Origin of the sequence: Enterobacter sp. WP_7_1 (genome assembly GCF_003688535.1) — a bacterium.
Classification (GTDB): domain Bacteria; phylum Pseudomonadota; class Gammaproteobacteria; order Enterobacterales; family Enterobacteriaceae; genus Enterobacter; species Enterobacter asburiae.
On record NZ_REFK01000001.1, the window covers coordinates 1 to 24,010 of the forward strand.

Genomic DNA, 24,010 nt, shown 5'->3' on the forward strand with positions numbered 1-24,010 from the left:
TGCCGTGGGCGCTGGAGAATTGAGGGGGGCTGCTCCTAGTACGAGAGGACCGGAGTGGACGCATCACTGGTGTTCGGGTTGTCATGCCAATGGCATTGCCCGGTAGCTAAATGCGGAAAAGATAAGTGCTGAAAGCATCTAAGCACGAAACTTGCCCCGAGATGAGTTCTCCCTGACTCCCTGAGAGTCCTGAAGGAACGTTGAAGACTACGACGTTGATAGGTCGGGTGTGTAAGCGCAGCGATGCGTTGAGCTAACCGATACTAATGAACCGTGAGGCTTAACCTTACAACGCCGAAGCTGTTTCGGCGGACGAGAGACAGAAGATTTTCAGCTTTGATACAGATTAACAGAATTTGCCTGGCGGCTTTAGCGCGGTGGTCCCACCTGACCCCATGCCGAACTCAGAAGTGAAACGCCGTAGCGCCGATGGTAGTGTGGGGTCTCCCCATGTGAGAGTAGGGAACTGCCAGGCATCAAATTAAGTAGTAAGCCGGTGCATAAATCCGGTGGTTACAGCAGTCTTCGGTGGAGCGGTAGTTCAGTCGGTTAGAATACCTGCCTGTCACGCAGGGGGTCGCGGGTTCGAGTCCCGTCCGTTCCGCCACTTATTAAAAGCCCTGAGCTCACGCTCAGGGCTTTTTTCTTATCTGACGTTTAATTATTGCGAAATTAGCAAAAATCCTCTGCGTTTTGCGATCTTTTTCTCTATAACAACGCCAGCGATAATCTTCCTCAGTTTACGAACATAATGATTGAGGAATAGTATGACTCTCCCTGCATTTGGTCTTGGCACTTTCCGCCTGAAAGACGACGTTGTTATCGCATCGGTTAAAACCGCACTCGAACTGGGTTATCGTGCAGTTGATACGGCACAGATCTATGAAAATGAAGCAGCCGTTGGACAAGCTCTCGAAGAGAGTGGTGTTCCACGTAACGAACTGTTTATCACCACGAAAATCTGGATTGAGAATCTCAGCAAAGATAAGCTGATCCCTAGCCTGAAAGAGAGCCTGAAAAAACTGCGTACTGACTACGTAGATCTGACGCTGATCCACTGGCCATCACCGAATGATGCCGTCTCAGTAGAAGAGTTCATGCAGGCGCTGCTGGAAGCGAAAAAGCAGGGCCTAACCCGCGAAATAGGGATCTCCAACTTCACGATTCCGCTGATGGAAAAAGCCATTGCTGCTGTTGGCGCAGAAAATATTGCGACCAACCAGATTGAGCTGTCTCCATACCTGCAAAACCGCAAAGTCGTGGACTGGGCAAAACAGCACGGGATCCACATCACTTCATACATGACGCTGGCCTACGGTAAAGCGCTGAAAGATGAAGTGATTACGCGTATCGCAGAGAAACATAACGCCACTGCTGCGCAGGTCATTCTGGCATGGGCAATGGGTGAAGGTTATGCAGTGATCCCATCATCAACTAAGCGTGAAAACCTGGCCAGCAACCTGTTAGCAGCGGATCTTCATCTGGATGCTGACGATAAAAAAGCGATCGCAGCACTGGAGTGCAACGATCGCCTGGTAAGCCCGGAAGGTTTAGCTCCTGACTGGGATTAAGTTTGACCCGCCCTCTGTAACCTGAACCCTCACACAGCTCCTCCGGGAGCTGTTTTTATATGTTCACTCAGGAAGTCAATAAAGGCGCGAATGCGCGTGCTTACCGCTCTGTCACTGTAATACACTGCGCTAAAGGGCATTTCGACCGGCAGACGTTTGTCGGCCATCAGCTCCACCAGTTCACCCCGCGCTATTTCCTTATCAATCATATAGTCGGACAAGCAGGCGATCCCGTTTCCTTCAAGACAAAGCTGCTTCAGCGTTTCCCCGCTGTTTGAGGATAACCCGCAGGTAATTTCATAAAGTTGACCATCATGACAGGCGACAGGCCAGGTGTTTAACGACACCGGCTCCGTAAAGCCCAGGCACAGATGCTGCTTCAGTTCTTCAACCGTCTCCGGTTTACCATGTTCGGCAATATACTCTGGTGATGCGATAATTTTGCGGTAGCTGGCAAACAGAGGGCGGGCACGCAAACTTGAATCTGTCAGGGTTCCCGCCCGGATCGCCACATCTACTTTACGCTCGATGAGGTTGATAAACGTCTCTGAGGAGACCAGAGAAAGCGTCATCTCCGGATAGCGTTCGCGGAAAGGTTTGATCAGCGGCATCAGAAAGTGAAGCACCACCGGCGTGGCCGCATCAATACGCAGCAATCCACGCGGCGTGCTGCGGGTCTCCATAATCTCCGTCTCCGCTGCAGCCATCTCCTGCAATACCGACTGCACGCGGCGGAAGTAACGCTCTCCTTCTTCCGTCAGGCTCAGCTGCCGCGTCGTTCGGTTGAGCAGACTCACTCCAAGCTTCATCTCCAGTTTTTTTACCGAACGGCTGATGGCCGAATTAGCCTGTCCCAGCTGTTCGGCCGCGCGGCTAAAGCTGCCGCTTTCAACGACGGCGACAAAGATTGTCAGCTCTTCCGATGTTGCTTTCATTTTTGCACCACCTGCAAAATTCTATTGAGATTTTGACCATTTTTGTTATTTAAGCACTGGCGCATACTGCCTGTCATCTTAATCCTGATGATACGGAGTATTTTATGCCACTGGCGCTACTTGCCCTGACGATCAGTGCCTTCGCAATTGGCACGACCGAATTTGTTATCGTGGGTCTGGTTCCCACTATTGCTAACCAGCTAACGATCTCGTTGCCCTCTGCGGGGTTGCTGGTATCAATCTACGCCCTGGGCGTCGCCGTCGGTGCGCCAGTGCTGACGGCCCTGACCGGACGTTTTCCGCGTAAGCAGCTGTTAGTCGCGCTGATGGTGCTGTTCACCGCCGGCAACGTTCTGGCCTGGCAGGCGCCGGACTACACCACGCTGGTGATTGCCCGTCTGTTGACCGGCCTTGCACACGGCGTGTTCTTCTCGATTGGTTCCACCATAGCAACAAGCCTGGTGCCCAAAGAGAAAGCGGCTTCAGCCATTGCGATCATGTTTGGTGGACTGACCGTCGCACTCGTTACGGGCGTACCGTTGGGAACGTTTATCGGACAACACTTCGGCTGGCGTGAAACGTTCCTGGCCGTCTCCTTGCTGGGCGTCATCGCTCTGGTGACCAGCCTGCTGCTGGTACCGTCGAATATTCCAGGCCGGGCAAGCGCCAGCCTGCGCGATCAGCTGAAGGTGCTCACGCATCCGCGTTTGCTGATTATTTACGCGGTAACTGCGCTGGGCTATGGTGGCGTATTCACCGCCTTTACCTTCCTGGCGCCGATGATGCAGGACCTGGCGGGCTTTTCGCCCAATGCCGTGAGCTGGATTTTGCTGGGATACGGTATTTCCGTTGCCATTGGCAATATCTGGGGCGGCAAGCTTGCGGATAAGCATGGTGCGGTACCGGCACTGAAATTCATCTTCGCCGCCCTGGTTGTTCTGCTGATGATTTTCCAGTTCACGGCTTCGGTACACTACGTCGCGCTGGTCACGGTGCTGGTCATGGGGATCTTTGCCTTTGGTAATGTGCCGGGGCTTCAGGTTTACGTTGTCCAGAAAGCCGAGCTCTATACGCCAAATGCGGTGGATGTGGCGTCCGGGCTGAACATTGCCGCATTTAATATCGGCATTGCGCTGGGCTCCATCATTGGCGGACAAACCGTAGCGCATATTGGATTAGCCCAGACCCCATGGATTGGCGCGGTGATTGTCCTGGTGGCCTTCCTGCTGATTGGCCTGAGTGGACGTCTCGATAAGCCAGCCAGGGTCGCACTGGGTTAACATCAGTAAGTGCTTGCTTACAAAACTGGAAAGCGGTTTCTCAGAAATTGCGTTGAAAGTATGACCTAAAGTCCCTATAACATTAGAACCAGTCCGTTTTCCGGGCTGGTTCATGTTACAGAGGCTGTTTCCAAAAGTGCGAAAAAATACTTATGCCATGCGTTATGTTGCCGGAATGCCCGCGGAGAGGATCTTGCCTCCGGGGTCATTTGCGAGCATAAGCCAGGCATTACCCGCCGGCACACCGTTAAGCAGCGATGAGAAAATCCGTGTACTGGTGTGGAATATCTTTAAGCAGCAGCGTGCCGAATGGTTATCGGTGCTCAAGAATTTTGGAAAAGATGCCCATCTGGTTCTGCTTCAGGAGGCGCAAACTACTCCTGAGCTGGTACGGTTTGCCACCACGAACTATCTTGCCGCCGACCAGGTGCCTGCATTTGTCCTGCCACAACACCCCTCGGGTGTGATGACACTTTCAGCAGCACATCCGGTCTATTGCTGTCCTCTGCGTGAACGTGAGCCTATCCTGCGTCTGGCGAAATCGGCGCTGGTGACGGTCTATCCGCTGCCGGATACCCGAATGCTGATGGTCGTGAACATCCATGCGGTCAATTTCAGCCTGGGCGTGGATGTCTACAGTAAACAGCTACTTCCGATTGGCGATCAGATTGCCCATCACAGCGGCCCCATCATTATGGCAGGCGATTTCAACGCCTGGAGCCGTCCGCGCATGAATGCGCTGTATCGCTTTGCGCGTGAAATGTCGCTGCGTGAAGTTCGCTTTAGCGATGACCAGCGCAAAAAAGCCTTTGGTCGTCCTCTCGATTTTGTCTTCTATCGTGGTTTGAGCGTGCATGACGCCTCTGTCCTGGTAACGCGCGCCTCCGATCACAATCCTCTACTAGTTGAATTCAGTCCCGGCAAACCTGATAAATAATGGTGTGTCAGGTCTGCCGTGGGGCAGGCCTGCGCGGGTGCTGCCCTTTTATTTTTAACCAACAAAGGACAGTACGATGACAACAACACGCTCCCATCATGACAACGTAGAAAAACAGTTTGGTTCTCAGGCAAGTGCCTATCTGAGCAGCGCCGTGCATGCTTCTGGCCGCGATCTGGTGCGTCTCGGTGAGCGTCTGGCGGCGTTCCCGCAGGCGCACGTGCTTGATTTAGGCTGCGGGGCAGGGCACGCCAGCTTTGCCGCTGCACAGCAGGTCGCGCACGTTACCGCGTATGACTTATCCAGCCAGATGCTGGACGTTGTTGCCGAGGCGGCGAGAACAAAGGGGCTGGACAACATTGATACGCGCCAGGGCTATGCCGAATCTTTACCTTTTGACGATGCGTCGTTTGAGGTGGTTATCAGCCGTTATTCTGCTCACCACTGGCACGATGTCGGCCAGGCATTGCGCGAGGTCAAACGTGTTCTGAAGCCGGGTGGCATCTTCATTATTATGGATGTGATGTCCCCTGGACATCCGGTGCGCAATATCTGGCTGCAGACGGTCGAAGCGCTGCGCGATACCTCACACGTGCAAAACTATGCCAGCGGAGAGTGGTTGTCGTTTATCACTGAAGCAGGGCTGATCGCGCGCGCGTTGATTACAGACCGCTTACCGCTGGAGTTCAGCTCCTGGATCGCGCGTATGCGCACCCCGGAAGCATTAAGCCAGGCGATCAGGCTCTATCAGGAGAGTGCGTCCGCGGAGGTAAAAGCGTACTTTGAACTGCAGGAAGATGGATCGTTTACCAGCGATACCATCATGGCCGAAGCGCAAAAAGCGGGATAAACAAAAAAGGCACCGAGGGGAATCGGTGCCTTTTTATCTTTCGAGCGTGTTATCAGGAGTCTGGCGTCGCGCTGTTCTTCACAAACAGCGTCAACTGGTCGCCTGGTTTCAGGTTGTCAGTATCATTGTTCCAGCGCATCACATCCTTGATGTTTACGCCGTGTCGTTTTGCGATACTGGACAGTGAATCACCCTTGCGCACGCGATAGGTAATGCTATCACTGTTGCTGGCGAGACGCTGTGCGCTGCTACCTGCACCTACAGTCAGAGTCTGACCCACTTTCAGGCCGGAGCTGCGCAGATTATTCCACTGCTGCAGATCTTTCGCATTCACGCCAAGACGTGACGCAATGCCCGAAAGCGTATCACCTGAACGAACCTTATAGCTGCGGCTGTTAACTGATGATGCATCCGCGATCAGCGTTGACTGAACGGCGGCGATTTCACCAGAAGCTAAAGACTCGCGTAACTGCTCGGCATGTTTCTGCGGAACCATTACATACTGCGGGCCACTTGCCCCCAGAGTTGAGCCTTTAACGCCAGCATTAAAGGTTTTCAATTTACTTACCGACATACCCGTCATATCAGCAACCTGTTGAATATCAACCGGATTGCTGAGGCGAACACGCGCCAGTGCACGACTTTCGTCTGGTGTTGGCAGTTGTACACCGTAACGCTTGCTGTTCTTGAGAATATCGCTCAATGCCAGCATTTTCGGTACGTAAATCTTTGTTTCCTGTGGCAGTGAGAGCGACCAAAAATCGGTGGATTTACCCCGTGCTTTATTCGCTTTCATTGCCTTCAGTACACGACCTTCGCCACTATTATACGCTGCGACAGTTAACAGCCAGTCGCCGTCAAACATCTTGTTCAGACGTTGCATCATGTCGAGAGCGGCTGTCGTTGAAGCGACAACATCGCGACGCGCATCATAGTTGCGGGTCTGTTTCAGACCATAGTTTCGCCCGGTGCTCGGAATGATCTGCCAAATGCCTGCGGCATTGGCGCCAGACGTCGCGTGTGGGTCAAAAGCGCTCTCCACTATGGGTAGGAGTACCAGCTCCATAGGCATGTTACGTTTCTTAACTTGCCCGGCTATCCAGTACATATACGGCTCTGCCCGTAACGTTACATCGTGGAGATAGCTCTTATTACTTAAATACTTCTGTTTCTGTTCGCGAATCCGGGGATTTTCCGGAATTCCCATCTTTAGCTCGTCGCCAATAGAGGTCCACAAGTCTTGATCCTGCGCGTAAGATGTTCCATCGTCCATCCATCGCGCCGAACTTGCAAACTTCCCTGCTTCCCCTTGACCAGCCGCAGAAAGGCTCTGTGCGTGCTGTTGTACGTTGCTGCCGTTTTGCGACTGGCAACCTACAAGCAGGACAGAGGCGAGTAATATCGCTTTTGCCTTCATGTGTGTGTCAATAGTTGCTTAAAAGACGAGCGATGATAACGGCGAAATTTTGAAAAGGCAACCCGCAATTATCTGAAGTTATCTTTCTTTGACCTTAACCATGCAAATCGTTGTTCTGGTTGTTGCAAATTTGTTTCTTGGTTGATTTTATTAATTAAATCAATATCATCTGTTCGTAAAAATAAATTAATTTGGCGCTCGTTTTTCAGAATTACGGGGAGTGTTTTTTGGTTTTTTGCACGTAACTCCTTCACTTTGTGATAATAATCCTGAATCGCTCGATCCTCGGGTAAGAGGCTCACGGAAAACTTCATATTTCCTAATGTATACTCATGGGCGCAACAAACGAGCGTCTCATCGGGTAGTGCGTTAATCTTCTGTAAAGACTGATACATTTGAGCTGGCGTGCCTTCAAACAGTCTTCCGCAGCCTCCGGAGAACAGCGTGTCGCCGCAAAAAAGATAAGGTTTACTGTAGAAACACAGATGTCCCAAAGTGTGACCTGGTGTGGCAAATACGGAAAACTCCCACTCGCGTATGAGGATATTTTCGCCTTCTTCGACTACATGCGTGATTCCCTTATCTTGTGCCTCTGCCGGTCCGTAAACCACAAGATGCGGAAAATGGGCGCGCAGTTCAGGCACGCCGCCAGTGTGATCGTTATGATGATGCGTCAACAGAATGGCTTCTGGCTGCCAGACGTTCTCTTTTATGGCGTGCAGTACAGGGGCGGACTCTCCGGGATCGACAATGACGCATCGGCGATCGTCGTCAACCAAAACCCAGATGTAATTGTCCTGAAACGCTGGAATACTGATAAGATTCATACATTACCTCTTAGAGCGTGGCGGGTGTTTTGATGAAACCGGCAAGGATACCTCAGACTGTCGCAGCACCGGAACGTTGGGCGGAATTGCCCTGGGGTGAATACTATCGCGAAGCGTTAGAACAGCAGCTGAAGCCCTGGCTCGCGAAAATGTATGGCTTTCACCTGCTTAAGATTGGCAATCTCAGCGCGGAAATCAATACCGAAAGCTGCGCTATCTCGCATCAGGTTAACGTCTCTCTCGGCGGATCGCCGGTTCAGGTGAAGGCAGACCCGTTGCATTTGCCGTTTGCGGAAAAATCCGTCGATGCGTGTTTGCTCGCACATACGCTACCCTGGTGCAGCGATCCGCATCGTCTGCTTCGCGAAGCCGATCGCGTGCTGATTGATGACGGCTGGCTGGTACTTAGCGGATTCAATCCGCTAAGCCTGATGGGCCTGCGTAAGCTGGTACCGGTGCTACGCCGGACTCCACCTTACAACAGCCGGATGTTCACCATGATGCGCCAGCTCGACTGGCTTTCGCTGCTGAACTTTGAGGTGCTCTGCTACGGAGGTTTTCAGGTGCTGCCCTGGGCGAGGCAAGGGGGCGTGGTACTGAGCACCCATCTCCCCGCATTGGGCTGTTTGCAGTTTATCGTTGCGCGTAAGCGAACCATTCCCCTTACGCTTAACCCTATGAAGCAGAGCAAGTCGAAAACGCCCATCCGCCAGACCGTCGGCGCCACGCGGCAGTACAAAAAAACCGATTAGACGTCGGGCTGATAGCCCGCATCTTCATGTGCGGGATTGGATGCCGCAGCACGCGCCAGTTCGTCGCAGCGTTCGTTTTCCGGATGGCCTGCGTGGCCTTTAACCCACTCCCACTTAATCTGGTGCTGGCCCAGCGCAGCATCAAGACGTTTCCAGAGATCGACGTTCTTGACCGGCTTCTTATCGGCGGTTTTCCAGCCGCGTTTTTTCCAGTTATGGATCCACTGGGTGATCCCCTGACGCACGTACTGACTGTCGGTGCTTAGCACCACGTCACAATGTTCTTTTAACGCCTCCAGCGCCACGATGGCCGCCATCAACTCCATCCGGTTGTTGGTGGTCAGAAAATAGCCTTCGCTAAAGGTTTTTTCGTGCTGGCGATAGCGCATAATCGCGCCGTAGCCGCCGGGTCCTGGGTTACCGAGACAAGATCCATCGGTGAAAATTTCTACCTGTTTACGCATCTCTGGTAGACTTCCTGTATTCGAAACGTTCAGTTAAACGATAAGTCTGACATAAATGACCGCTATGAGCACTGCAATTACTCGCCAGATTGTCCTCGATACCGAAACCACCGGTATGAACCAGATCGGCGCGCACTACGAAGGGCATAAGATCATCGAGATCGGCGCCGTTGAAGTGGTGAACCGTCGTCTTACGGGGAACAACTTCCACGTCTACCTCAAACCCGATCGGCTGGTGGATCCGGAAGCGTTCGGCGTTCACGGTATTGCCGATGAGTTCTTGCTGGATAAGCCGACTTTTGCGGATGTCGCTGACGAGTTCCTGGAATATATCAAGGGCGCCGAGCTTGTCATCCATAACGCATCGTTCGATATCGGCTTTATGGATTATGAATTCAGCAAGCTTAATCGTGATATTCCGAAGACGAACACCTTCTGTAAGGTGACGGACAGCCTGGCGCTGGCAAGGAAGATGTTCCCCGGCAAGCGTAACAGCCTGGATGCACTTTGCTCGCGCTACGAGATAGACAACACCAAGCGAACGCTTCACGGGGCGTTGCTCGATGCCCAGATCCTGGCCGATGTCTATCTGACGATGACCGGCGGGCAGACGTCAATGAAGTTCAGTATGGAAAATGAATCCCAGCAGACGCAAGGCGAAGCGGGCATTCAGCGTGTTGTCCGCCAGGCAAGCCGCTTGCGGGTTGTTTTAGCCAGCGATGAAGAGCTTCTTAACCACGAATCCCGACTTGATCTGGTCCAGAAGAAGGGCGGCAGCTGCATGTGGCGCGCCTGAAAAAACTCCGGAATGCCTGTAAAATCATCGTTTGGGCGATTTTTGCAGCAAACGATTCAAAACGTGAGAAAAAGCGTTGACGAGATCGGAGGCGCACCGTAATATGCGCCTCGTTCCCCAAACGGGAACAGTGGAGCGGTAGTTCAGTCGGTTAGAATACCTGCCTGTCACGCAGGGGGTCGCGGGTTCGAGTCCCGTCCGTTCCGCCACTATTCAGAAGGCCTGAATCAGAAATGATTCAGGCCTTCGTCGTTTCAGCCTTCTGTAATCTTATCCCCTTTCTTAGCGTTAACAAAAAGTTAATAAACATGGTGCAATTAATTAACAATTGCACGCATGTAGTGCATTATTTGCACTATGGTTGTGCATTTCATCGCCGCTCCTCTCTTGATACCTCATTCAGAATGTTTCTTTCTGTAAAAATAATTCACGCAGAATCATTTGGTTATCTCCCGCTTTCCAAAAAAACACCGAACCAATTGCGTATTGGTTTGGTTATTGCTTAATCATTAGCACGATAAGCTTCATTCCATATCAATAACTTATCGTTAATAAAAATAAAGCAATGATGAAAGCGAGCGAACCAATATGGAAAAACCGTCACGGTCTCTGGCAAATTCCAGCACCGCGCTTGAGCAGCTGCGCGGGCTTATCAACCAGCATGAGTCAACACCAGGCATACCGCTGCCCACGGAACGTGAGCTGTCGGACACTCTCGGCGTAGGACGACGTGAAGTGCGTCGCGCGCTGGACGTGCTGGAAGAAGAGGGGCGCATCTGGCGTAAGCAGGGCAAAGGGACCTTTATAGGCCCGGCGGCACCTGTTGAACCGCTGGCCCTTCAGGGATTGGTTCAGCAGACCAACCTTCTGGAAGTGATGGAAGCTCGTCTACAGCTCGAACCCGGCTTAGCCCGGCTTGCGGCACTGCGTGCCACCAGGGAAAACCTCGCGCTCATGCAGCGCATGCTGGAACGCATCGACAAGGTCAGCCCGGACGACCGCGATCTCAACGAACTCTGGGACAGCGCCTTTCATCGGGCGATTGCCGAGGCGGCGGGCAACCGTCTGATGCTCGGCCTGTTTGATGCCATTGATGCCGTGCGGCGTGAACCGGGCTGGCAGCATCTGCGCGAGCTGGCACGCACTCCCGAACGTGTCGACAGCTATAACGACCACCACCATAAGATCATGTCTGCGATTATCCATCGCCAGCCTAATGAAGCCGCGGCCGCCATGCGCGAACACCTGCTCAGCCTGCAAACCGCCCTGATTCAGGCGATCCACCTTGAGGACGACTTCACGCCATGACGACAATACCCTTTAAGGACGCCACGCCCGTATTGCGGGTGCAAAACCTCAACGTTACGTTTGCTGGCTCGCCGGTTAGCGTGCTTGATGGTATCTCGCTGACCGTCAGGGCGGGCGAAACGCTGGCGCTGGTGGGAGAGTCCGGCTGCGGGAAAAGTATCACCTCACTGGCGCTGATGGGGTTACTGCCCGCCAGCGCGCAGATTGTCAGCGGTGAGATGCAGTTTCGCCGCCACGATCTGCGAAAGCTCTCGCCGCGGGAATATGCCGACCTGCGCGGCAGCGAGTTGGCGATGATTTTCCAGGAGCCGATGACCTCGCTCAATCCGGCGTTTACGCTGGGCGATCAGCTTAGCGAAGCGGTGATGCGCCACCAGAGCGTCTCGCGCGCAGAGGCGATGAAGGTCGCGCTGCAGATCCTCGTGAAGGTACAGATCCCGGCGGCAGAGATGCGCCTGAAAGCATATCCCCACCAGCTTTCCGGCGGCATGCGCCAGCGCGTGATGATTGCGATGGCGCTGATTAACCATCCCAAACTGCTGATTGCCGACGAGCCCACCACCGCGCTCGACGTCACCATCCAGGCGCAAATCCTCGCCTTGCTCAACGCCTTAAAAGAGGAAACCGGCACGGCGGTGCTGATGATCACCCACGATTTGGGCGTGGTGGCAGAAGTCGCCCAGCAGGTAGCGGTGATGTATGCCGGACAGGTAGTGGAGCAGGGGAGCGTGGAGGCCATCTTTGCCGATCCGCAGCACCCGTACACCATCGGCCTGATGGGCTCGATTCCTTCTCTTGGCGCACGCAAGGGCCAGCTCTCCACCATTCCCGGCGCAGTCCCGCTCCCGGAATCCATGCCGAAAGGCTGCCGTTTCGCGACGCGCTGCCCCTTTGCGCAGACGCGCTGCCATGCTGAAAAACCGCAGCTCTCCACGCTCGGCGCGGGCCATCAGGTCGCCTGCTTCCGCGTGCCGCTCGAACAGCACATCGCCCTGGGAGAAATCGCATGACCACGCCCATTCTTGAAGCCCGTGACCTCAGCAAGCTTTTCCCCGGCCCCAAAAAGCTCTTTACCCCGGCACGGTTTGTCACGGCGGTCGATCGCGTTTCGCTTGCCGTGATGCCGGGCGAAACGCTGGCGATCGTCGGCGAGTCCGGCTCCGGGAAATCTACGCTCGGTCGTCTGCTGCTGCGCCTGCTGGCCGCCAGCGAAGGGCGCGTGTTTTATCAGGGGGAGGAGATCACCGACGCCTCCGGTGTCCGCCTGAACCAGCTCCGGCGCGAGCTGCAAATCATCTTTCAGGATCCCTTCGCCTCGCTCAACCCGCGCATGACGGTGGAGCAGATCGTCGGGGAGCCGCTGTGGCTGCATCAGAACATGAAAAAAGCGGATCGCCAGTACCGCGTTGCCGAGCTGCTTAAAACCGTTGGCCTGCCTGCCGCCTGGGCCGGACGCTATCCGCACGAGTTTTCCGGCGGGCAGCGCCAGCGTATCGGCATTGCGCGCGCGCTGGCCTCGGGACCGAAGCTGCTGCTGGGCGATGAGCCGGTGTCCGCGCTGGACGTCTCCGTTCAGGCGCAGGTGGTCAACCTGCTGGAAAGCCTGAAGCACCAGCTGGGGCTGACGATGGTGATTGTCGCCCACGGCCTGGCGGTGATCCGCCATATGAGCGACCGCGTGGCGGTCATGTATCTCGGGCAAATCGTCGAGCTTGCCACCGTCGACGAGATTTTTGACGCGCCGCTGCACCCCTACACCCAGGCGCTGATCGCCTCGGCACCGCAGATGCAGCCGGGCGTTGAACGCGACGCGCCGCTGCTGCAGGGGGATCTGCCCAACCCGGCCAGCCCGCCGTCCGGCTGCCGTTTCCACACCCGCTGCCCGTACGTTACCGATGAATGCCGCCAGGTTGAGCCGATCAATCAGGTGCTCGACGGCGGGCGTCAGGTTGCCTGTCATCGCTGGCAGGAGATCAACCGCGATCGCAGCGTTATTCAGATCGCACCGCCATCCGCCGCCTTTCTGCGCCGCCGCGCGCTGTTTGAACACGCGGCCACTCACTCGTCCCTTCCTTCAAGGAACTCATGATAATGACAATGCGTAATTCTCTTTTGACCGTACTGGGAAGTGTTATGTTGCTTGGCGCGGCGCTGCCCGCGCATTCTGAAAGCGTGCTGCGAATCGGTCTGGGCGCTGACCCGGACATGCTCGACCCGCATCTGGCGCGCACATACTATGGCCGCTTCGTCTTTGCCTCCCTGTGCGACAGGCTGGTGGACGTGGATGAAAACCTGAAGGTCGTCCCCGGCCTGGCTAAAGACTGGGCGTGGAGTGAGGACGGTAAAACCCTGACGCTCAATCTGCGGGAAGGCGTTACCTTCCACGACGGTGAGAAATTCGATGCCGCCGCGGCAAAATACAACCTCGACCGCGCCCTGACCCTGAAAGGCTCCCTGCGTAAGAGCGAGATCTCCTCCGTTGAATCGGTCGAGGTCACCGGCCCGATGCAGATTGCGCTGCACCTGAAGACCCCCGATGCCGCGCTGCTGATGCAGCTTACCGACCGCGCGGGCGCGATGATGGCCCCCGAGGCTGCGAAAAAGCCTGACTTTGCCGCCCACCCGGTCTGCTCTGGCCCGTACAAGTTCGACAGCCGCGTGTCCCAGGACCGCATCGTTCTGACCCGCTTCGACAACTACTGGAACAAAGACGCCTACCACTTCGACAAAATCATCTATCTGCCGATCCCGGATGCCTCCGTGCGCCTCGCGAACCTGCGCGCGGGCGATCTCGACCTGACCGAAGGCATCGCCGCCAGCGACGTTAAAACCGTCGAAGCCGACAGCAAGCTGGCGCTGGCGAAGGTAACCGGCCTGGGCTATCAGGGCATCACCTTCAACATCAACAACGGCAAGGTGCCGGCGAACGATCCGTTCAAGGACGCTCGCGTGCGCGAGGCATTTTCTCAGGCCATCGACCGCGATGCGTTAAACCAGGTGGTCTTTGAAGGGCTTTACACCCCGGCAAACCAGGCGTTTTCCCCGGTCAGCCCGTATCACGTCAACCTGCCGGTCCCGCCGCGTGACGTCGACAAAGCCAAAGCACTGCTGAAGGCGGCAGGCGTTACCGCGCCGCTGACCGTCAACCTGCTGGTGCCGAACAACCCAACCTCGCAGCAGGTGGGCCAGGTATTGCAGGCGATGGTCGCCGAGGCCGGATTTAACCTGAACCTGCAGATGACCGAATTCGCCACGCTGCTCGATCGCCAGCAGAGCGGTGACTATCAGCTGAGCTTCTCCGGCTGGTCGGGACGCCCGGATCCGGACGGCAGCATCTACGGCTTTATCAACAGCAAAGGCACGCTTAACGACGGCCGCTACAGCAACGCGCAGGTCGATGATTGGCTGACCCAGGCGCGCCAGAGCACCGATCAGGCCGCACGCCAGCCGCTGTACGACAAGGTGGTGAAACAGCTGCAAACCGACATGCCGATTGCCTACCTCTATTTTGAGCCGCGCATTTTCGGTCTGAACAAAAGCGTGCAGGGCTTTAAGCCGTACCCGGACGGCATCGTGCGTCTGGCGGGTTTGACGCTGGCGAAATAAAGGTCCTGAGGAGAGCCCATGCTGGAACTGATTTGCAAACGTCTGCTGCTGGCTATACCAACCCTGCTGCTGGTGAGCATGATGGTCTTCGGGCTGCAAAAGCTGCTGCCCGGCGACCCGCTGATCGCCATGGCCGGGGAGGAGCGCGATCCGGCGGTCATCGCCCAGCTGCGCGCGGAGCTGAACCTCGATGCGCCGATCCCCGTGCAGTATTTCCACTGGCTGACGCGGGCGCTGCAGGGCGATCTGGGCGTCTCCTTACGCACGCACGAACCGGTGACGCAGCTGATTGCCAGCAAGCTGCCGGTCACGCTGGAGCTGTCGCTGCTGGCGATGATTATCGCGCTGGTGTTTGGCATCAGCATGGGGATCCTCGCGGCGGTGAACAAAAACAGCTGGGTCGATCACGGGGCGAACTTCGTGGCGATCTCGGGGATCTCGATCCCGCACTTCTGGCTGGGGATCCTGCTGATTCTGGTCTTTTCGGTGAACCTGCAGTGGCTGCCCGCGTCCGGCTACGTGCCGTTCAGTGAAGATCCGCTCCAGAACCTGCGCATGCTGCTGCTGCCCGCGTCCGTGCTCGGAACCGGCCTCGCGGCGACGCTGATGCGCCATACCCGCGCCTCGATGATTGCGGTCCTGAAGGCGGATTACATCCGCACCGCACGCGCTAAGGGGCTGCTGCCGAAGGCGGTGATTCTGAAGCACGCGTTTCGCAACGCGCTGGTGCCGGTCATCACCCTCACCACGCTGCTGTTCGGCGAGCTGCTGGGCGGCGCGGTGCTGACCGAGCAGGTCTTCACCATTCCGGGATTCGGCAAGATGATCGTCGACTCGGTATTTAACCGTGACTACGCGGTGGTGCAGGGCGTGGTGCTGATCGTGGCGATCGGCTTCCTGATGCTCAACCTGCTGGCCGACGTGCTCTACGTCCTTATCAACCCGAAAATGCGAGGTTAACCATGGCGGAACTGACGACGCAAACCGTTACGCCCGCGCTGCCGCGCGCGCAGAACCGGGTGCTGAAGAAATTCCTTGCCAACAAAAGTGCGGTGATTGGCGCGGTGGTGGTGGGATTCTTTGTGCTGGTGGCGCTGCTGGCGCCGTGGATTGCCCCGTTCGACCCGGTCAAAGCCAACTTCCTGGCGGTGCGCAAAGCGCCGTCGGCGATGTACTGGTTCGGCACCGACGAGCTGGGGCGCGACATTTTATCCCGCATTATCTGGGGGGCTCGCACCTCGCTGATGGCGGGCTGTATGTCGGTCGTTATCGCGGTGGTCATCGGCGTGCCGCTGGGGCTGGTGGCGGGTTACTTCCAGAAGATGTGGGACGGGGTGATCTCGCGGTTTATCGAGGCGCTGCTGGCCTGTCCGTTCCTGATCATGGCGATCGCGCTGGGGGCATTTTTGGGCCCGAGCCTGACCAACGCGATGATCGCCATCGGTCTTTCGGCGATGCCGATCTTCGCCCGCCTGACGCGCGGCCAGGTGATCGCCATTCGCAACGAAGAGTACATCGACGGCGCGCGGGCGATTGGCCTGCCGGACCGCTGGATCATCATTAAATACATCCTGCCGAACGTGATGTCGCCGATCCTGGTGCAGGCCACGCTGGCAATTGCCTCGGCGATTATCGCCGAAGCCAGCCTGTCGTTTTTAGGGCTGGGGCAGCAGCCGCCAAATCCGTCCTGGGGCTCCATGCTCAACACCGCGAAAGGATTTCTGGAGCAGGCGCCGTGGATGTCCGTTTTCCCCGGCGTGGCGATTTTCCTCGCCGTGCAGGGCTTTAATTTACTCGGCGACGGGCTGCGCGACGCGCTCGATCCGCGCCACGACTAAGGAGTCATGATGACCAAAGCGCTTGATTTTACGTCCAGTTACGCCTCACGCCGCCCGCCAATGATGGGCCATAACGCGGTTGCCACGTCGCAGCCGCTGGCGGCGCAGGCGGGAATGAAGATGCTGCAGCTGGGCGGCAACGCCGTTGATGCGGCCATTGCCACCGCGATGGCGCTGACGGTGGTTGAGCCGACCGGCAACGGGATCGGCAGCGACGCCTTTGCCATCGTCTGGGACGGTGAAAAGCTGCACGGACTGAACGCGTCCGGCCGTTCGCCTGCGAGCTGGCATGCGGATCTGTTTGCCGGTAAAACGGCGGTGCCGGAAGTTGGCTGGGACGCGGTGACCGTGCCGGGCGCGGTATCCGGCTGGGTCGCGCTGGCGGAACGCTTCGGCACGCTGCCGCTGACCACCCTGGCGCAGCCTGCCATTGACTACGCGCGCAACGGTTTCCCTGTCTCCCCGCTGATTGGTCATCTCTGGCAGCGCGGCTATAGCAAGCTGAAAGATCAGCCGGGCTTTAGCGCCTGCTTCGCGCCGGAAGGCCGCGCCCCGCGCGTGGGGGAAATCTTCCGTAACCCGGCGCAGGCGAACTCGCTGGAGCTGATTGCCCGCACCAACGGTGAAGCCTTTTACCGCGGCGAGCTGGCGCAGAAAATTGCCGCTTTCGCCAAAGAACACGGCGCGCACCTGACGGCTGAGGACCTGGCAAACCATCGCGTGGACTGGGTAGAGCTGCTGTCGCGAGACTTCGCGGGCGGTTCGGTGCAGGAGCTGCCGCCAAACGGCCAGGGGATCGCCACGCTGATTGCGCTCGGCATTCTGGAGCAGTGCGGCATTGAGAAGCATCATCCGGATTCCGTGCAGTCCCTGCACCTGTCCATTGAGGCGATGAAGCTGGCGCTGGCGGATCTCGACCGCTACGTGGCGGATGAAGAACACATGGCGTTCGCGGCGAAAGAGCTGCTGAGCGACCACTATCTGGAGTCGCGTGCGGCGCTTATCGATCACGATAAGGCCTCAGATTTTGTCTACGGTTCCCCGACGCAGAGCGGCACGGTCTACATCAGCACCGCCGACGCCAGCGGGATGATGGTCTCGTTTATTCAGTCCAACTATATGGGCTTCGGTTCAGGCATCGTGGTGCCGGATACGGGGATTAGCCTGCAAAACCGGGGCTGCGGGTTTGTGCTGGATCCCAATCACCCGAACGCGCTGGCGGGCAGCAAGCGTCCGTTCCACACCATCATTCCGGGCTTTGCGATGGACGGCAACGGCCAGCCGCTGATGTCCTTCGGCGTGATGGGCGGCCCGATGCAGGCGCAGGGGCACATGCAGATGGCGCTGCGCATTATACTGCACGGACAAAACCCGCAGGCGGCAATCGACGCCCCGCGCTGGCGCGTGGTGCAGGGCAGGGAGGTGATCGTTGAATCGACCTTCGATCGCAATACCATCGCTGCGCTGCGCGAGCGCGGGCATCAGATCGTGGTGGAAGATCCGCTTCAGGATTACAACTTCGGCGGTGCGCAGGTAATTTACCGCCTGCCGGAAGGCCACTACGTCGCCGCGACGGAAAGCCGCAAAGACGGGCAGGCGCTGGTGAGTTAATGTTTTATCCCCCCTCTCCCGTTGGGAGAGGGGCGGGGTGAGGGGAAAATTTCACCCAATGCTAAACGGATCCGCATCCTGCCACGCCGGAAACTTCTCGCGGTACTCCTGCAGCGCCGTCAGCGACAGCTCGGCATCAATGCGCGTCGCCTGATGCGGCTCGGCGGTGGCAATGATCTCGCCCTGCGGATTCACCACCCGGCTGTCGCCGCGGTAGTGATGCCCGTTGCCGTCGGTTCCCACGCGGTTACAGCCCACCACGTACGCCTGGTTCTCAATTGCACGCGCTACCAGCAGCGACTGCCAGTGCAGGGAGCGCGGTGCAGGCCAGTTGGCAACATACAGCGCCAGGTCGTAATCGTTGCGGTTGCGCGACCATACCGGGAAGCGCAGGTCGTAGCAGACCAGCGGCAAAATACGCCAGCCGCGCCACTCGAACACCACGCGCTCGTTACCCGCTTCATAGTGATGATGCTCATCCGCCATGCGGAACAGGTGGCGTTTATCGTAAAAATGCACTTTCCCTTCCGGCTCCACCAGCAGGAAGCGGTTCACCGGCCCGCGATCCGTTTGCAGCGCAGCACTACCCGCGATCAGCGCGTTGGTCTGCTGCGCTTTGACATGCATCCAGGCGACCACCTCATCCTGCGGCATTGACTGTTGTGCCGCTTCCATGGCGAAGCCGGTCGTAAACATCTCCGGCAACACAATCACATCGCGCCCGGTAATGCCTTCCAGTTGACGATCAAAGTGGCGCAGGTTGGCGGGGCCATCCATCCACACTAAAGGTTGCTGCAAAATAGAAATCTTCAGACCAGGCACAATTCAGACTCCTCAAACGACCACTTTTTGACACTGTAGCACGACATAACGAGAAAATGTGGCAATAAAAAACCCCGCGCGAGGCGGGGTTTGTATAAGCGAAACGCGTTATGCCGCTTCAGGTTTGCGGTGCTTCTCCGGCAGCTTTACCGGCTGTGTCGCCAGCTCGTCCGGCTCGAAATCATCCACGTTAATGCTGCGCAGACGGCTCTCTTCGGCTTTCACCAGCAGAGCAGCTTCATCTTTATTGATAATGCCGCCGGCGAGCGCCTGTTTTGCCAGTTCGTCCAGACGGGTAAACGGCAGGTTTTTGCCCAGCTGCTTACAGATTTTCTGGTGAATCGGATCGGCAGCCATCACGTCCAGCAGCGCCTCTTCCAGCAGGCCTACCGGGTTATGCGGCGTCGGCGTCAGATACTGACCGCGACCGATGCGGGAGCGGGTTGCGCTCGGTACCTGCAGGATCTTCGCCACCTTGTGGTCCAGCTTGTCGGACGGCGCCAGATGGTGACGACCGGTCGGGAAGATCACCGCGCGCAGGGCTCCCGCCACGAAGCGGTTCGGGAAGTTCGCCAGCAGGTCGTCAATCGCCTGTTCAGCCTGATACATCGCATCCTGAACGCCCCAGTGCACCAGCGGCAGATCCGCTTCCTGACGGCCTTCATCGTCGTAGCGCTTCAGGACCGCAGAGGCCAGGAAGATCTGGCTCAGCACATCCCCCAGACGGGCAGAGATACGCTCGCGACGCTTCAGGCTGCCGCCCAGCACCGCCATGGAGACGTCAGACAGCAGAGCCAGGTTGGCGCTCAGACGGTTCAGATGCTGGTAGTAACGTTTGGTCGCATCGCCGGTCGGCGTCGCGCTGGTAAGACCGCGCGTCAGGCCCAGCCAGAAGCTGCGCACCTTGTTGCTGCCCACGTGACCGATATGTTTGAACAGCAGCTTATCGAAGGCATCCACGTCGTTGTTCTGCGCGGCGGCCATCTCTTCCAGCACGTACGGATGGCAGCGAATTGCGCCCTGACCGAAGATCATCATGCTGCGGGTCAGGATGTTTGCCCCTTCCACGGTGATGGCAATCGGTGCGCCCTGATAGCCGCGCGCCAGGAAGTTGCCTTCGCCGAGCATAATGCCTTTACCGCCTGCGATATCCATTGCGTCAATGATCGACTGCTGCGCGCGGTGGGTACAGTGGTACTTCACAATCGCGGACAGCACGGCCGGTTTTTCGCCCAGCATAATGCCGTAGGTAATCAGAGAGGCAGCGGCATCCATCACGTAGGCATTGCCCGCGATACGCGCCAGCGGCTCTTCGATACCTTCCATCTTGCCGATGGAGATTTTGAACTGACGGCGGATATGAGCATAAGCGCCAATCCCCATCGCGACCGACTTCAGACCGCCGGTTGAGTTCGACGGCAGGGTAATGCCGCGGCCCACGGACAGACATTCCACCAGCATACGCCAGCCCTGACCGGCCATTTTCGGACCGCCGATGATGTAGTCAATCGGCACAAAGATGTCCTGACCGCGGGTCGGACCGTTCTGGAACGGCACGTTCAGCGGGAAGTGACGGCGACCAATTTCAACGCCTGGGGTAGAGGTTGGGATCAGCGCACAGGTAATGCCCAGATCTTCTTCGCCGCCCAGCAGTTTTTCCGGGTCAGAGAGCTTAAAGGCCAGACCCAGCACGGTGGCGATTGGCGCCAGGGTGATATAACGCTTGTTCCAGGTCAGGCGCATGCCCAGCACCTGCTCGCCCTGCCACTCGCCCATGCAGACTACGCCGGTATCCGGGATCGCACCCGCATCGGAGCCTGCTTCCGGGCTGGTCAGCGCGAAGCAAGGGATCTCCTGACCGCGTGCCAGACGCGGCAGGTAGTGATCTTTCTGTTCTTCGGTACCGTAATGCTGCAGCAGTTCGCCCGGGCCTAAGGAGTTAGGCACGCCAACGGTAATCGCCAGGATCCCGGAGACGCCTGCCAGCTTTTGCAGGACGCGAGCCTGAGCGTAAGCGGAGAATTCCAGTCCGCCGTACTCTTTCTTGATGATCATCGCGAAGAAGCGATGTTCTTTCAGATACGCCCATAGCTCTGGCGGCAGATCGGCCATTTCATGGGTGATGGCAAAGTCGTTTGCCATGCGGCACGCTTCTTCCACCGGGCCGTCAATAAAGGCCTGTTCTTCAGCGGTCAGGCGCGGCTGCGGATAGTTATGCAGCTTTTTCCAGTCCGGGTTGCCCTGGAACAGGTCGCCTTCCCACCAGGTGGTGCCCGCATCAATCGCTTCTTTCTCGGTACGCGACATTGGCGGCATCACTTTGCGGAAGCCTTTGAACACCGGCGCAGAGATCATTGATTTACGCATCGGCGCCAGGTTAAACGGCAGAAGAATGATGGCAAGAGGAACTAAAAGCCAGATATTCCAGAGGCCTGCGACGCCAAGCGCAGCCGTCCAGGCCAGAAGAATCAGGCTGCTCAGGAATAAACTTACGCGGTGATAGAACAACACACCGAGCAGAACAACGGTTGCGAGAATGCTCAAAATCATCATAAAGAAAAGCTCCCTTGCTTGTAGGAGGTCTGACCACTTGTGATGATATGGTTGTAGTTGATGTTATTTCCTTTAGCAATGTGTTTACAAAATAATTACAACCTGGTTCACATTGTTCGCGTTTTAGCCGGCACAAAAAATCAAAACGCCAGACGATTCGCAAGGCTTTAGCTTCTCGCTTTTCCCGCTATCCGGTACACTCCACTGTGTTATTTCATCAATACTGAAGGATTATCCTCATGTACCAGGATCTTATTCGTAACGAACTGAACGAAGCGGCGGAAACGCTGGCGAACTTTCTGAAAGATGATGCCAATATTCACGCTATTCAGCGCGCAGCGGTCCTGCTGGCCGACAGCTTCAAAGCCGGTGGCAAAGTGCTCTCCTGCGGTAACGGCGGTTCCCACTGCGACGCTATGCACTTCGCAGAAGAGCTGACCGGACGCTATCGCGAAAACCGCCCGGGCTACCCGGCGATTGCGATTTCAGACGTGAGCCACATCTCCTGCGTAGGCAACGACTTCGGTTACGACCACATCTTCTCCCGCTACGTTGAAGCGGTAGGCCGTGAAGGCGACGTGCTGCTGGGGATCTCTACCTCTGGCAACTCCGGCAACGTGATCAAAGCGATCGCCGCCGCGCGTGAAAAAGGGATGAAAGTCATCACCCTGACCGGTAAAGATGGCGGTAAGATGGACGGTACGGCGGATGTCGAAATTCGCGTTCCGCACTTCGGTTATGCTGACCGTATTCAGGAAATTCACATCAAAGTGATCCACATCCTGATCCAGCTGATCGAAAAAGAGATGGTTAAGTAATACTTCGCTGGGGGGCTCCGGTGCCCCCCGCTGTTGTGGAGGTGTTGTATGTGCGAACTGCTCGGGATGAGCGCTAATGTGCCAACCGATATCTGCTTTAGTTTCACCGGGCTGGTTCAGCGCGGTGGAGGAACCGGGCCGCATAAAGACGGCTGGGGCATCACCTTCTACGAAGGCAAAGGGTGTCGCACGTTCAAAGATCCACAGCCCAGCTTTAACTCACCGATTGCCAAACTGGTGCAGGACTACCCCATCAAGTCCCGCTCGGTGATCGCCCACATCCGTCAGGCAAACCGCGGCGAAGTGGCGCTGGAAAATACCCATCCGTTTACCCGTGAACTGTGGGGCCGTAACTGGACCTATGCTCACAACGGGCAGCTCACGGGCTATAAGTCGCTTGAGACGGGCAATTTCCGCCCGGTCGGCGAGACGGACAGCGAAAAAGCCTTCTGCTGGCTGCTGCACAAGCTGACGGAGCGCTATCCCCGCACGCCCGGCAACATGGCCGCCGTATTCAAATACATCGCGACGCTGGCCTCTGAACTGCGTGAAAAAGGCGTGTTCAACATGCTGCTCTCTGACGGCCGCTATGTGATGGCGTTCTGCTCGACGAATCTGTTCTGGATCACCCGCCGTGCGCCGTTTGGCGTTGCAACGCTGCTCGATCAGGATGTGGAGATAGACTTTCAGAAGGAGACCACACCGAACGATGTGGTCACTGTTATCGCAACGCAGCCGCTGACGGGCAACGAAACCTGGCAAAAGATTATGCCAGGCGAGTGGGTGCTATTTTGTCTCGGGGACCGTGTAATTTGACGCCAGCTGCGGGTGGACGACTTCGTGGCTCAGCGGTTTGCTGACCACGTAACGGCCATCGACGATAGAGACCACAGGTGGCTTGTGGGTCTGCTCAAAGTAGTCGTAACCAGGCTTCAGCTGTTTCCAGAAATCCGCGTAGTATGAGTACTTGTGACGCGCCATGTTGGCGTCCGTCATGCGGAACGGATAGATGCTAACCTGTACGTTAGGCTGCCCAAAGACCAGCGCGCCCGTCACGAACTGGAAAATCTCGTCAATGCCGGAGTCGGTCATCGCATAACAGCCGATAGACACGCAGGCACCGTGGATCATCAGATATTTACCTTCATAACCGTGTGCACGGTCATAGGCATTCGGGAAGCCGATGTTAATGGCTTTATAGAAGCGGCTGTCAGGCTTGAGCTGGCTGCGCTGAACGTTGTAGAACCCTTCCGGACTTTTGAAATCGCCCTGACGCTGTTTTGGCCCCAGTCCGCCGGAGTAGTTACAAATTTTGTAACTATCAAGCAGCTGATATGTCTCGCCCATTTTGACAAACAGATCGAGAGTGCGCTCTTCCTTGAAGATCTGAATATAAACCGGCGATCCCATTAACTGCTGTTTATATTCTTTGCTGATCGGCGTCGTTGAGCTATTACTGCTGAGCAGCCCGGCAAACGACATGCACGGTATCAGAAGCATCGCAATGAACAATGCGATTTTACGCATACTACTAGTTCCTTGATAAAACCATGACCAACTTGCCAGGACGGCAAAAGAGACCCGAAATCAGATTATTCTGTTAGGAGCGCTCACATTAGCACCGC

General features: G+C 56.7%; 22 protein-coding genes, 2 tRNA genes and 2 rRNA genes. 19 read left to right on the plus strand and 7 right to left on the minus strand.

The window, feature by feature from the left end; translation table 11 throughout:
- The 4 genes from BJ885_RS00005 to dkgB form a co-directional block, all read left to right on the plus strand.
- Positions 1–288, plus strand: a 23S ribosomal RNA gene (locus BJ885_RS00005); the annotation flags it as partial.
- Between the two features lie 71 nt (positions 289–359).
- Positions 360–475, plus strand: a 5S ribosomal RNA gene (gene rrf, locus BJ885_RS00010).
- Positions 476–530: 55 nt separating this feature from the next.
- A tRNA-Asp gene (locus tag BJ885_RS00015) sits at positions 531–607 on the plus strand.
- 160 nt (positions 608–767) lie between these two features.
- Positions 768–1,571 carry a 2,5-didehydrogluconate reductase DkgB gene (gene dkgB, locus BJ885_RS00020; protein WP_029739683.1) on the plus strand — a complete coding sequence of 268 codons (804 nt, stop codon included), beginning with the start codon at positions 768–770 and terminating at the stop codon, positions 1,569–1,571.
- A gap of 29 nt (positions 1,572–1,600) precedes the next feature.
- Here the strand turns inward: dkgB and yafC are convergent, their stop codons facing one another.
- A complete protein-coding gene (yafC, locus tag BJ885_RS00025) occupies positions 1,601–2,506 on the minus strand; it encodes a DNA-binding transcriptional regulator YafC (protein WP_029739684.1) in 906 nt (301 codons plus the stop codon).
- Between the two features lie 104 nt (positions 2,507–2,610).
- Here yafC and BJ885_RS00030 point away from each other — a divergent pair, with 104 nt between their 5' ends.
- The 3 genes from BJ885_RS00030 (at position 2,611) to BJ885_RS00040 (ending at position 5,573) form a co-directional block, all read left to right on the plus strand.
- Entirely contained in the window at positions 2,611–3,786 is a 1,176-nt protein-coding gene (locus tag BJ885_RS00030) for an MFS transporter (protein ID WP_121930913.1), read from the plus strand.
- Between the two features lie 136 nt (positions 3,787–3,922).
- Positions 3,923–4,723 carry an endonuclease/exonuclease/phosphatase family protein gene (locus BJ885_RS00035; RefSeq protein ID WP_024909448.1) on the plus strand — a complete coding sequence of 267 codons (801 nt, stop codon included), beginning with the start codon at positions 3,923–3,925 and terminating at the stop codon, positions 4,721–4,723.
- 76 nt (positions 4,724–4,799) lie between these two features.
- Positions 4,800–5,573: a class I SAM-dependent methyltransferase gene (locus tag BJ885_RS00040; RefSeq protein WP_029739686.1), complete on the plus strand. Its 774-nt coding sequence runs from the start codon at positions 4,800–4,802 to the stop codon at positions 5,571–5,573.
- Positions 5,574–5,625: 52 nt separating this feature from the next.
- Here BJ885_RS00040 and mltD read toward each other — a convergent pair whose 3' ends face one another.
- Both mltD and gloB read right to left on the minus strand, forming a co-directional pair.
- Complete coding sequence (mltD, locus tag BJ885_RS00045) at positions 5,626–6,990, minus strand: murein transglycosylase D (RefSeq protein ID WP_032661729.1); 1,365 nt, start codon at positions 6,988–6,990, stop codon at positions 5,626–5,628.
- 68 nt (positions 6,991–7,058) lie between these two features.
- Positions 7,059–7,817: a hydroxyacylglutathione hydrolase gene (gene gloB / locus BJ885_RS00050; RefSeq protein WP_121930914.1), complete on the minus strand. Its 759-nt coding sequence runs from the start codon at positions 7,815–7,817 to the stop codon at positions 7,059–7,061.
- Between the two features lie 32 nt (positions 7,818–7,849).
- Here gloB and BJ885_RS00055 point away from each other — a divergent pair, with 32 nt between their 5' ends.
- Positions 7,850–8,569, plus strand: a complete 720-nt coding sequence (locus BJ885_RS00055) for a class I SAM-dependent methyltransferase (RefSeq protein WP_023310484.1) — start codon at positions 7,850–7,852, stop codon at positions 8,567–8,569.
- Here BJ885_RS00055 and rnhA read toward each other — a convergent pair.
- Positions 8,566–9,033, minus strand: a complete 468-nt coding sequence (rnhA, locus tag BJ885_RS00060) for a ribonuclease HI (protein ID WP_023334599.1) — start codon at positions 9,031–9,033, stop codon at positions 8,566–8,568. The two genes, BJ885_RS00055 and rnhA, sit on opposite strands and share 4 nt — an antisense overlap.
- Before the next feature lie 64 nt (positions 9,034–9,097).
- Here rnhA and dnaQ point away from each other — a divergent pair, with 64 nt between their 5' ends.
- From dnaQ to BJ885_RS00105, 9 genes are all read left to right on the plus strand, one after another.
- A complete protein-coding gene (dnaQ, locus tag BJ885_RS00065) occupies positions 9,098–9,829 on the plus strand; it encodes a DNA polymerase III subunit epsilon (protein WP_029739690.1) in 732 nt (243 codons plus the stop codon).
- Positions 9,830–9,961: 132 nt separating this feature from the next.
- A tRNA-Asp gene (locus BJ885_RS00070) sits at positions 9,962–10,038 on the plus strand.
- A 379-nt stretch (positions 10,039–10,417) separates the two neighbouring features.
- Positions 10,418–11,137: a FadR/GntR family transcriptional regulator gene (locus BJ885_RS00075; protein WP_121930915.1), complete on the plus strand. Its 720-nt coding sequence runs from the start codon at positions 10,418–10,420 to the stop codon at positions 11,135–11,137.
- Positions 11,134–12,147 (plus strand): ABC transporter ATP-binding protein, encoded by a 1,014-nt coding sequence (locus tag BJ885_RS00080; protein ID WP_121930916.1) that lies wholly within the window; start codon positions 11,134–11,136, stop codon positions 12,145–12,147. The genes BJ885_RS00075 and BJ885_RS00080 overlap by 4 nt, the downstream gene beginning before the upstream one ends.
- The gene (locus BJ885_RS00085; protein WP_059347781.1) at positions 12,144–13,226 is read left to right on the plus strand and encodes an ABC transporter ATP-binding protein; all 1,083 of its coding nucleotides are present in this window, start codon (positions 12,144–12,146) and stop codon (positions 13,224–13,226) included. Before BJ885_RS00080 ends, BJ885_RS00085 begins: the two co-directional genes overlap by 4 nt.
- A 2-nt stretch (positions 13,227–13,228) precedes the next feature.
- The gene (locus BJ885_RS00090; protein WP_183128595.1) at positions 13,229–14,743 is read left to right on the plus strand and encodes an ABC transporter substrate-binding protein; all 1,515 of its coding nucleotides are present in this window, start codon (positions 13,229–13,231) and stop codon (positions 14,741–14,743) included.
- An 18-nt stretch (positions 14,744–14,761) separates the two neighbouring features.
- Entirely contained in the window at positions 14,762–15,703 is a 942-nt protein-coding gene (locus BJ885_RS00095; protein ID WP_121930918.1) for an ABC transporter permease, read from the plus strand.
- A 2-nt stretch (positions 15,704–15,705) separates the two neighbouring features.
- A complete protein-coding gene (locus BJ885_RS00100) occupies positions 15,706–16,581 on the plus strand; it encodes an ABC transporter permease (protein ID WP_121930919.1) in 876 nt (291 codons plus the stop codon).
- Positions 16,582–16,590: 9 nt separating this feature from the next.
- Positions 16,591–18,192, plus strand: coding sequence for a gamma-glutamyltransferase family protein (locus BJ885_RS00105; protein ID WP_121930920.1), 1,602 nt, complete (start codon positions 16,591–16,593; stop codon positions 18,190–18,192).
- A gap of 51 nt (positions 18,193–18,243) precedes the next feature.
- Here the strand turns inward: BJ885_RS00105 and BJ885_RS00110 are convergent, their stop codons facing one another.
- A complete protein-coding gene (locus tag BJ885_RS00110; RefSeq protein WP_121930921.1) occupies positions 18,244–19,014 on the minus strand; it encodes an amidohydrolase in 771 nt (256 codons plus the stop codon).
- Positions 19,015–19,122: 108 nt separating this feature from the next.
- The gene (fadE, locus tag BJ885_RS00115; RefSeq protein WP_029739697.1) at positions 19,123–21,567 is read right to left on the minus strand and encodes an acyl-CoA dehydrogenase FadE; all 2,445 of its coding nucleotides are present in this window, start codon (positions 21,565–21,567) and stop codon (positions 19,123–19,125) included.
- Positions 21,568–21,806: 239 nt separating this feature from the next.
- Between fadE and lpcA the strand changes: the two genes are divergently transcribed.
- Together lpcA and BJ885_RS00125 are read left to right on the plus strand one after the other, a co-directional pair.
- Positions 21,807–22,385, plus strand: coding sequence for a D-sedoheptulose 7-phosphate isomerase (gene lpcA, locus BJ885_RS00120; RefSeq protein WP_010427884.1), 579 nt, complete (start codon positions 21,807–21,809; stop codon positions 22,383–22,385).
- A 48-nt stretch (positions 22,386–22,433) separates the two neighbouring features.
- Positions 22,434–23,201, plus strand: coding sequence for a class II glutamine amidotransferase (locus BJ885_RS00125; RefSeq protein ID WP_010427885.1), 768 nt, complete (start codon positions 22,434–22,436; stop codon positions 23,199–23,201).
- Here BJ885_RS00125 and dpaA read toward each other — a convergent pair.
- Entirely contained in the window at positions 23,172–23,912 is a 741-nt protein-coding gene (dpaA, locus tag BJ885_RS00130; protein ID WP_029739699.1) for a peptidoglycan meso-diaminopimelic acid protein amidase, read from the minus strand. The genes BJ885_RS00125 and dpaA overlap by 30 nt on opposite strands.
- Between the last annotated feature and the right edge of the window lie 98 nt (positions 23,913–24,010).

Coding starts and splice junctions, on each gene's coding strand:
- dkgB (WP_029739683.1), top strand. CDS start 768: ATGACTCTCCCTGCATTTGGTCTTGGCACTTTCCGCCTGAAAGACGAC.
- yafC (WP_029739684.1), bottom strand. CDS start 2,506: ATGAAAGCAACATCGGAAGAGCTGACAATCTTTGTCGCCGTCGTTGAA.
- BJ885_RS00030 (WP_121930913.1), top strand. CDS start 2,611: ATGCCACTGGCGCTACTTGCCCTGACGATCAGTGCCTTCGCAATTGGC.
- BJ885_RS00040 (WP_029739686.1), top strand. CDS start 4,800: ATGACAACAACACGCTCCCATCATGACAACGTAGAAAAACAGTTTGGT.
- mltD (WP_032661729.1), bottom strand. CDS start 6,990: ATGAAGGCAAAAGCGATATTACTCGCCTCTGTCCTGCTTGTAGGTTGC.
- gloB (WP_121930914.1), bottom strand. CDS start 7,817: ATGAATCTTATCAGTATTCCAGCGTTTCAGGACAATTACATCTGGGTT.
- BJ885_RS00055 (WP_023310484.1), top strand. CDS start 7,850: ATGAAACCGGCAAGGATACCTCAGACTGTCGCAGCACCGGAACGTTGG.
- rnhA (WP_023334599.1), bottom strand. CDS start 9,033: ATGCGTAAACAGGTAGAAATTTTCACCGATGGATCTTGTCTCGGTAAC.
- dnaQ (WP_029739690.1), top strand. CDS start 9,098: ATGAGCACTGCAATTACTCGCCAGATTGTCCTCGATACCGAAACCACC.
- BJ885_RS00075 (WP_121930915.1), top strand. CDS start 10,418: ATGGAAAAACCGTCACGGTCTCTGGCAAATTCCAGCACCGCGCTTGAG.
- BJ885_RS00080 (WP_121930916.1), top strand. CDS start 11,134: ATGACGACAATACCCTTTAAGGACGCCACGCCCGTATTGCGGGTGCAA.
- BJ885_RS00085 (WP_059347781.1), top strand. CDS start 12,144: ATGACCACGCCCATTCTTGAAGCCCGTGACCTCAGCAAGCTTTTCCCC.
- BJ885_RS00090 (WP_183128595.1), top strand. CDS start 13,229: ATGACAATGCGTAATTCTCTTTTGACCGTACTGGGAAGTGTTATGTTG.
- BJ885_RS00095 (WP_121930918.1), top strand. CDS start 14,762: ATGCTGGAACTGATTTGCAAACGTCTGCTGCTGGCTATACCAACCCTG.
- BJ885_RS00100 (WP_121930919.1), top strand. CDS start 15,706: ATGGCGGAACTGACGACGCAAACCGTTACGCCCGCGCTGCCGCGCGCG.
- BJ885_RS00105 (WP_121930920.1), top strand. CDS start 16,591: ATGACCAAAGCGCTTGATTTTACGTCCAGTTACGCCTCACGCCGCCCG.
- fadE (WP_029739697.1), bottom strand. CDS start 21,567: ATGATGATTTTGAGCATTCTCGCAACCGTTGTTCTGCTCGGTGTGTTG.
- lpcA (WP_010427884.1), top strand. CDS start 21,807: ATGTACCAGGATCTTATTCGTAACGAACTGAACGAAGCGGCGGAAACG.
- BJ885_RS00125 (WP_010427885.1), top strand. CDS start 22,434: ATGTGCGAACTGCTCGGGATGAGCGCTAATGTGCCAACCGATATCTGC.
- dpaA (WP_029739699.1), bottom strand. CDS start 23,912: ATGCGTAAAATCGCATTGTTCATTGCGATGCTTCTGATACCGTGCATG.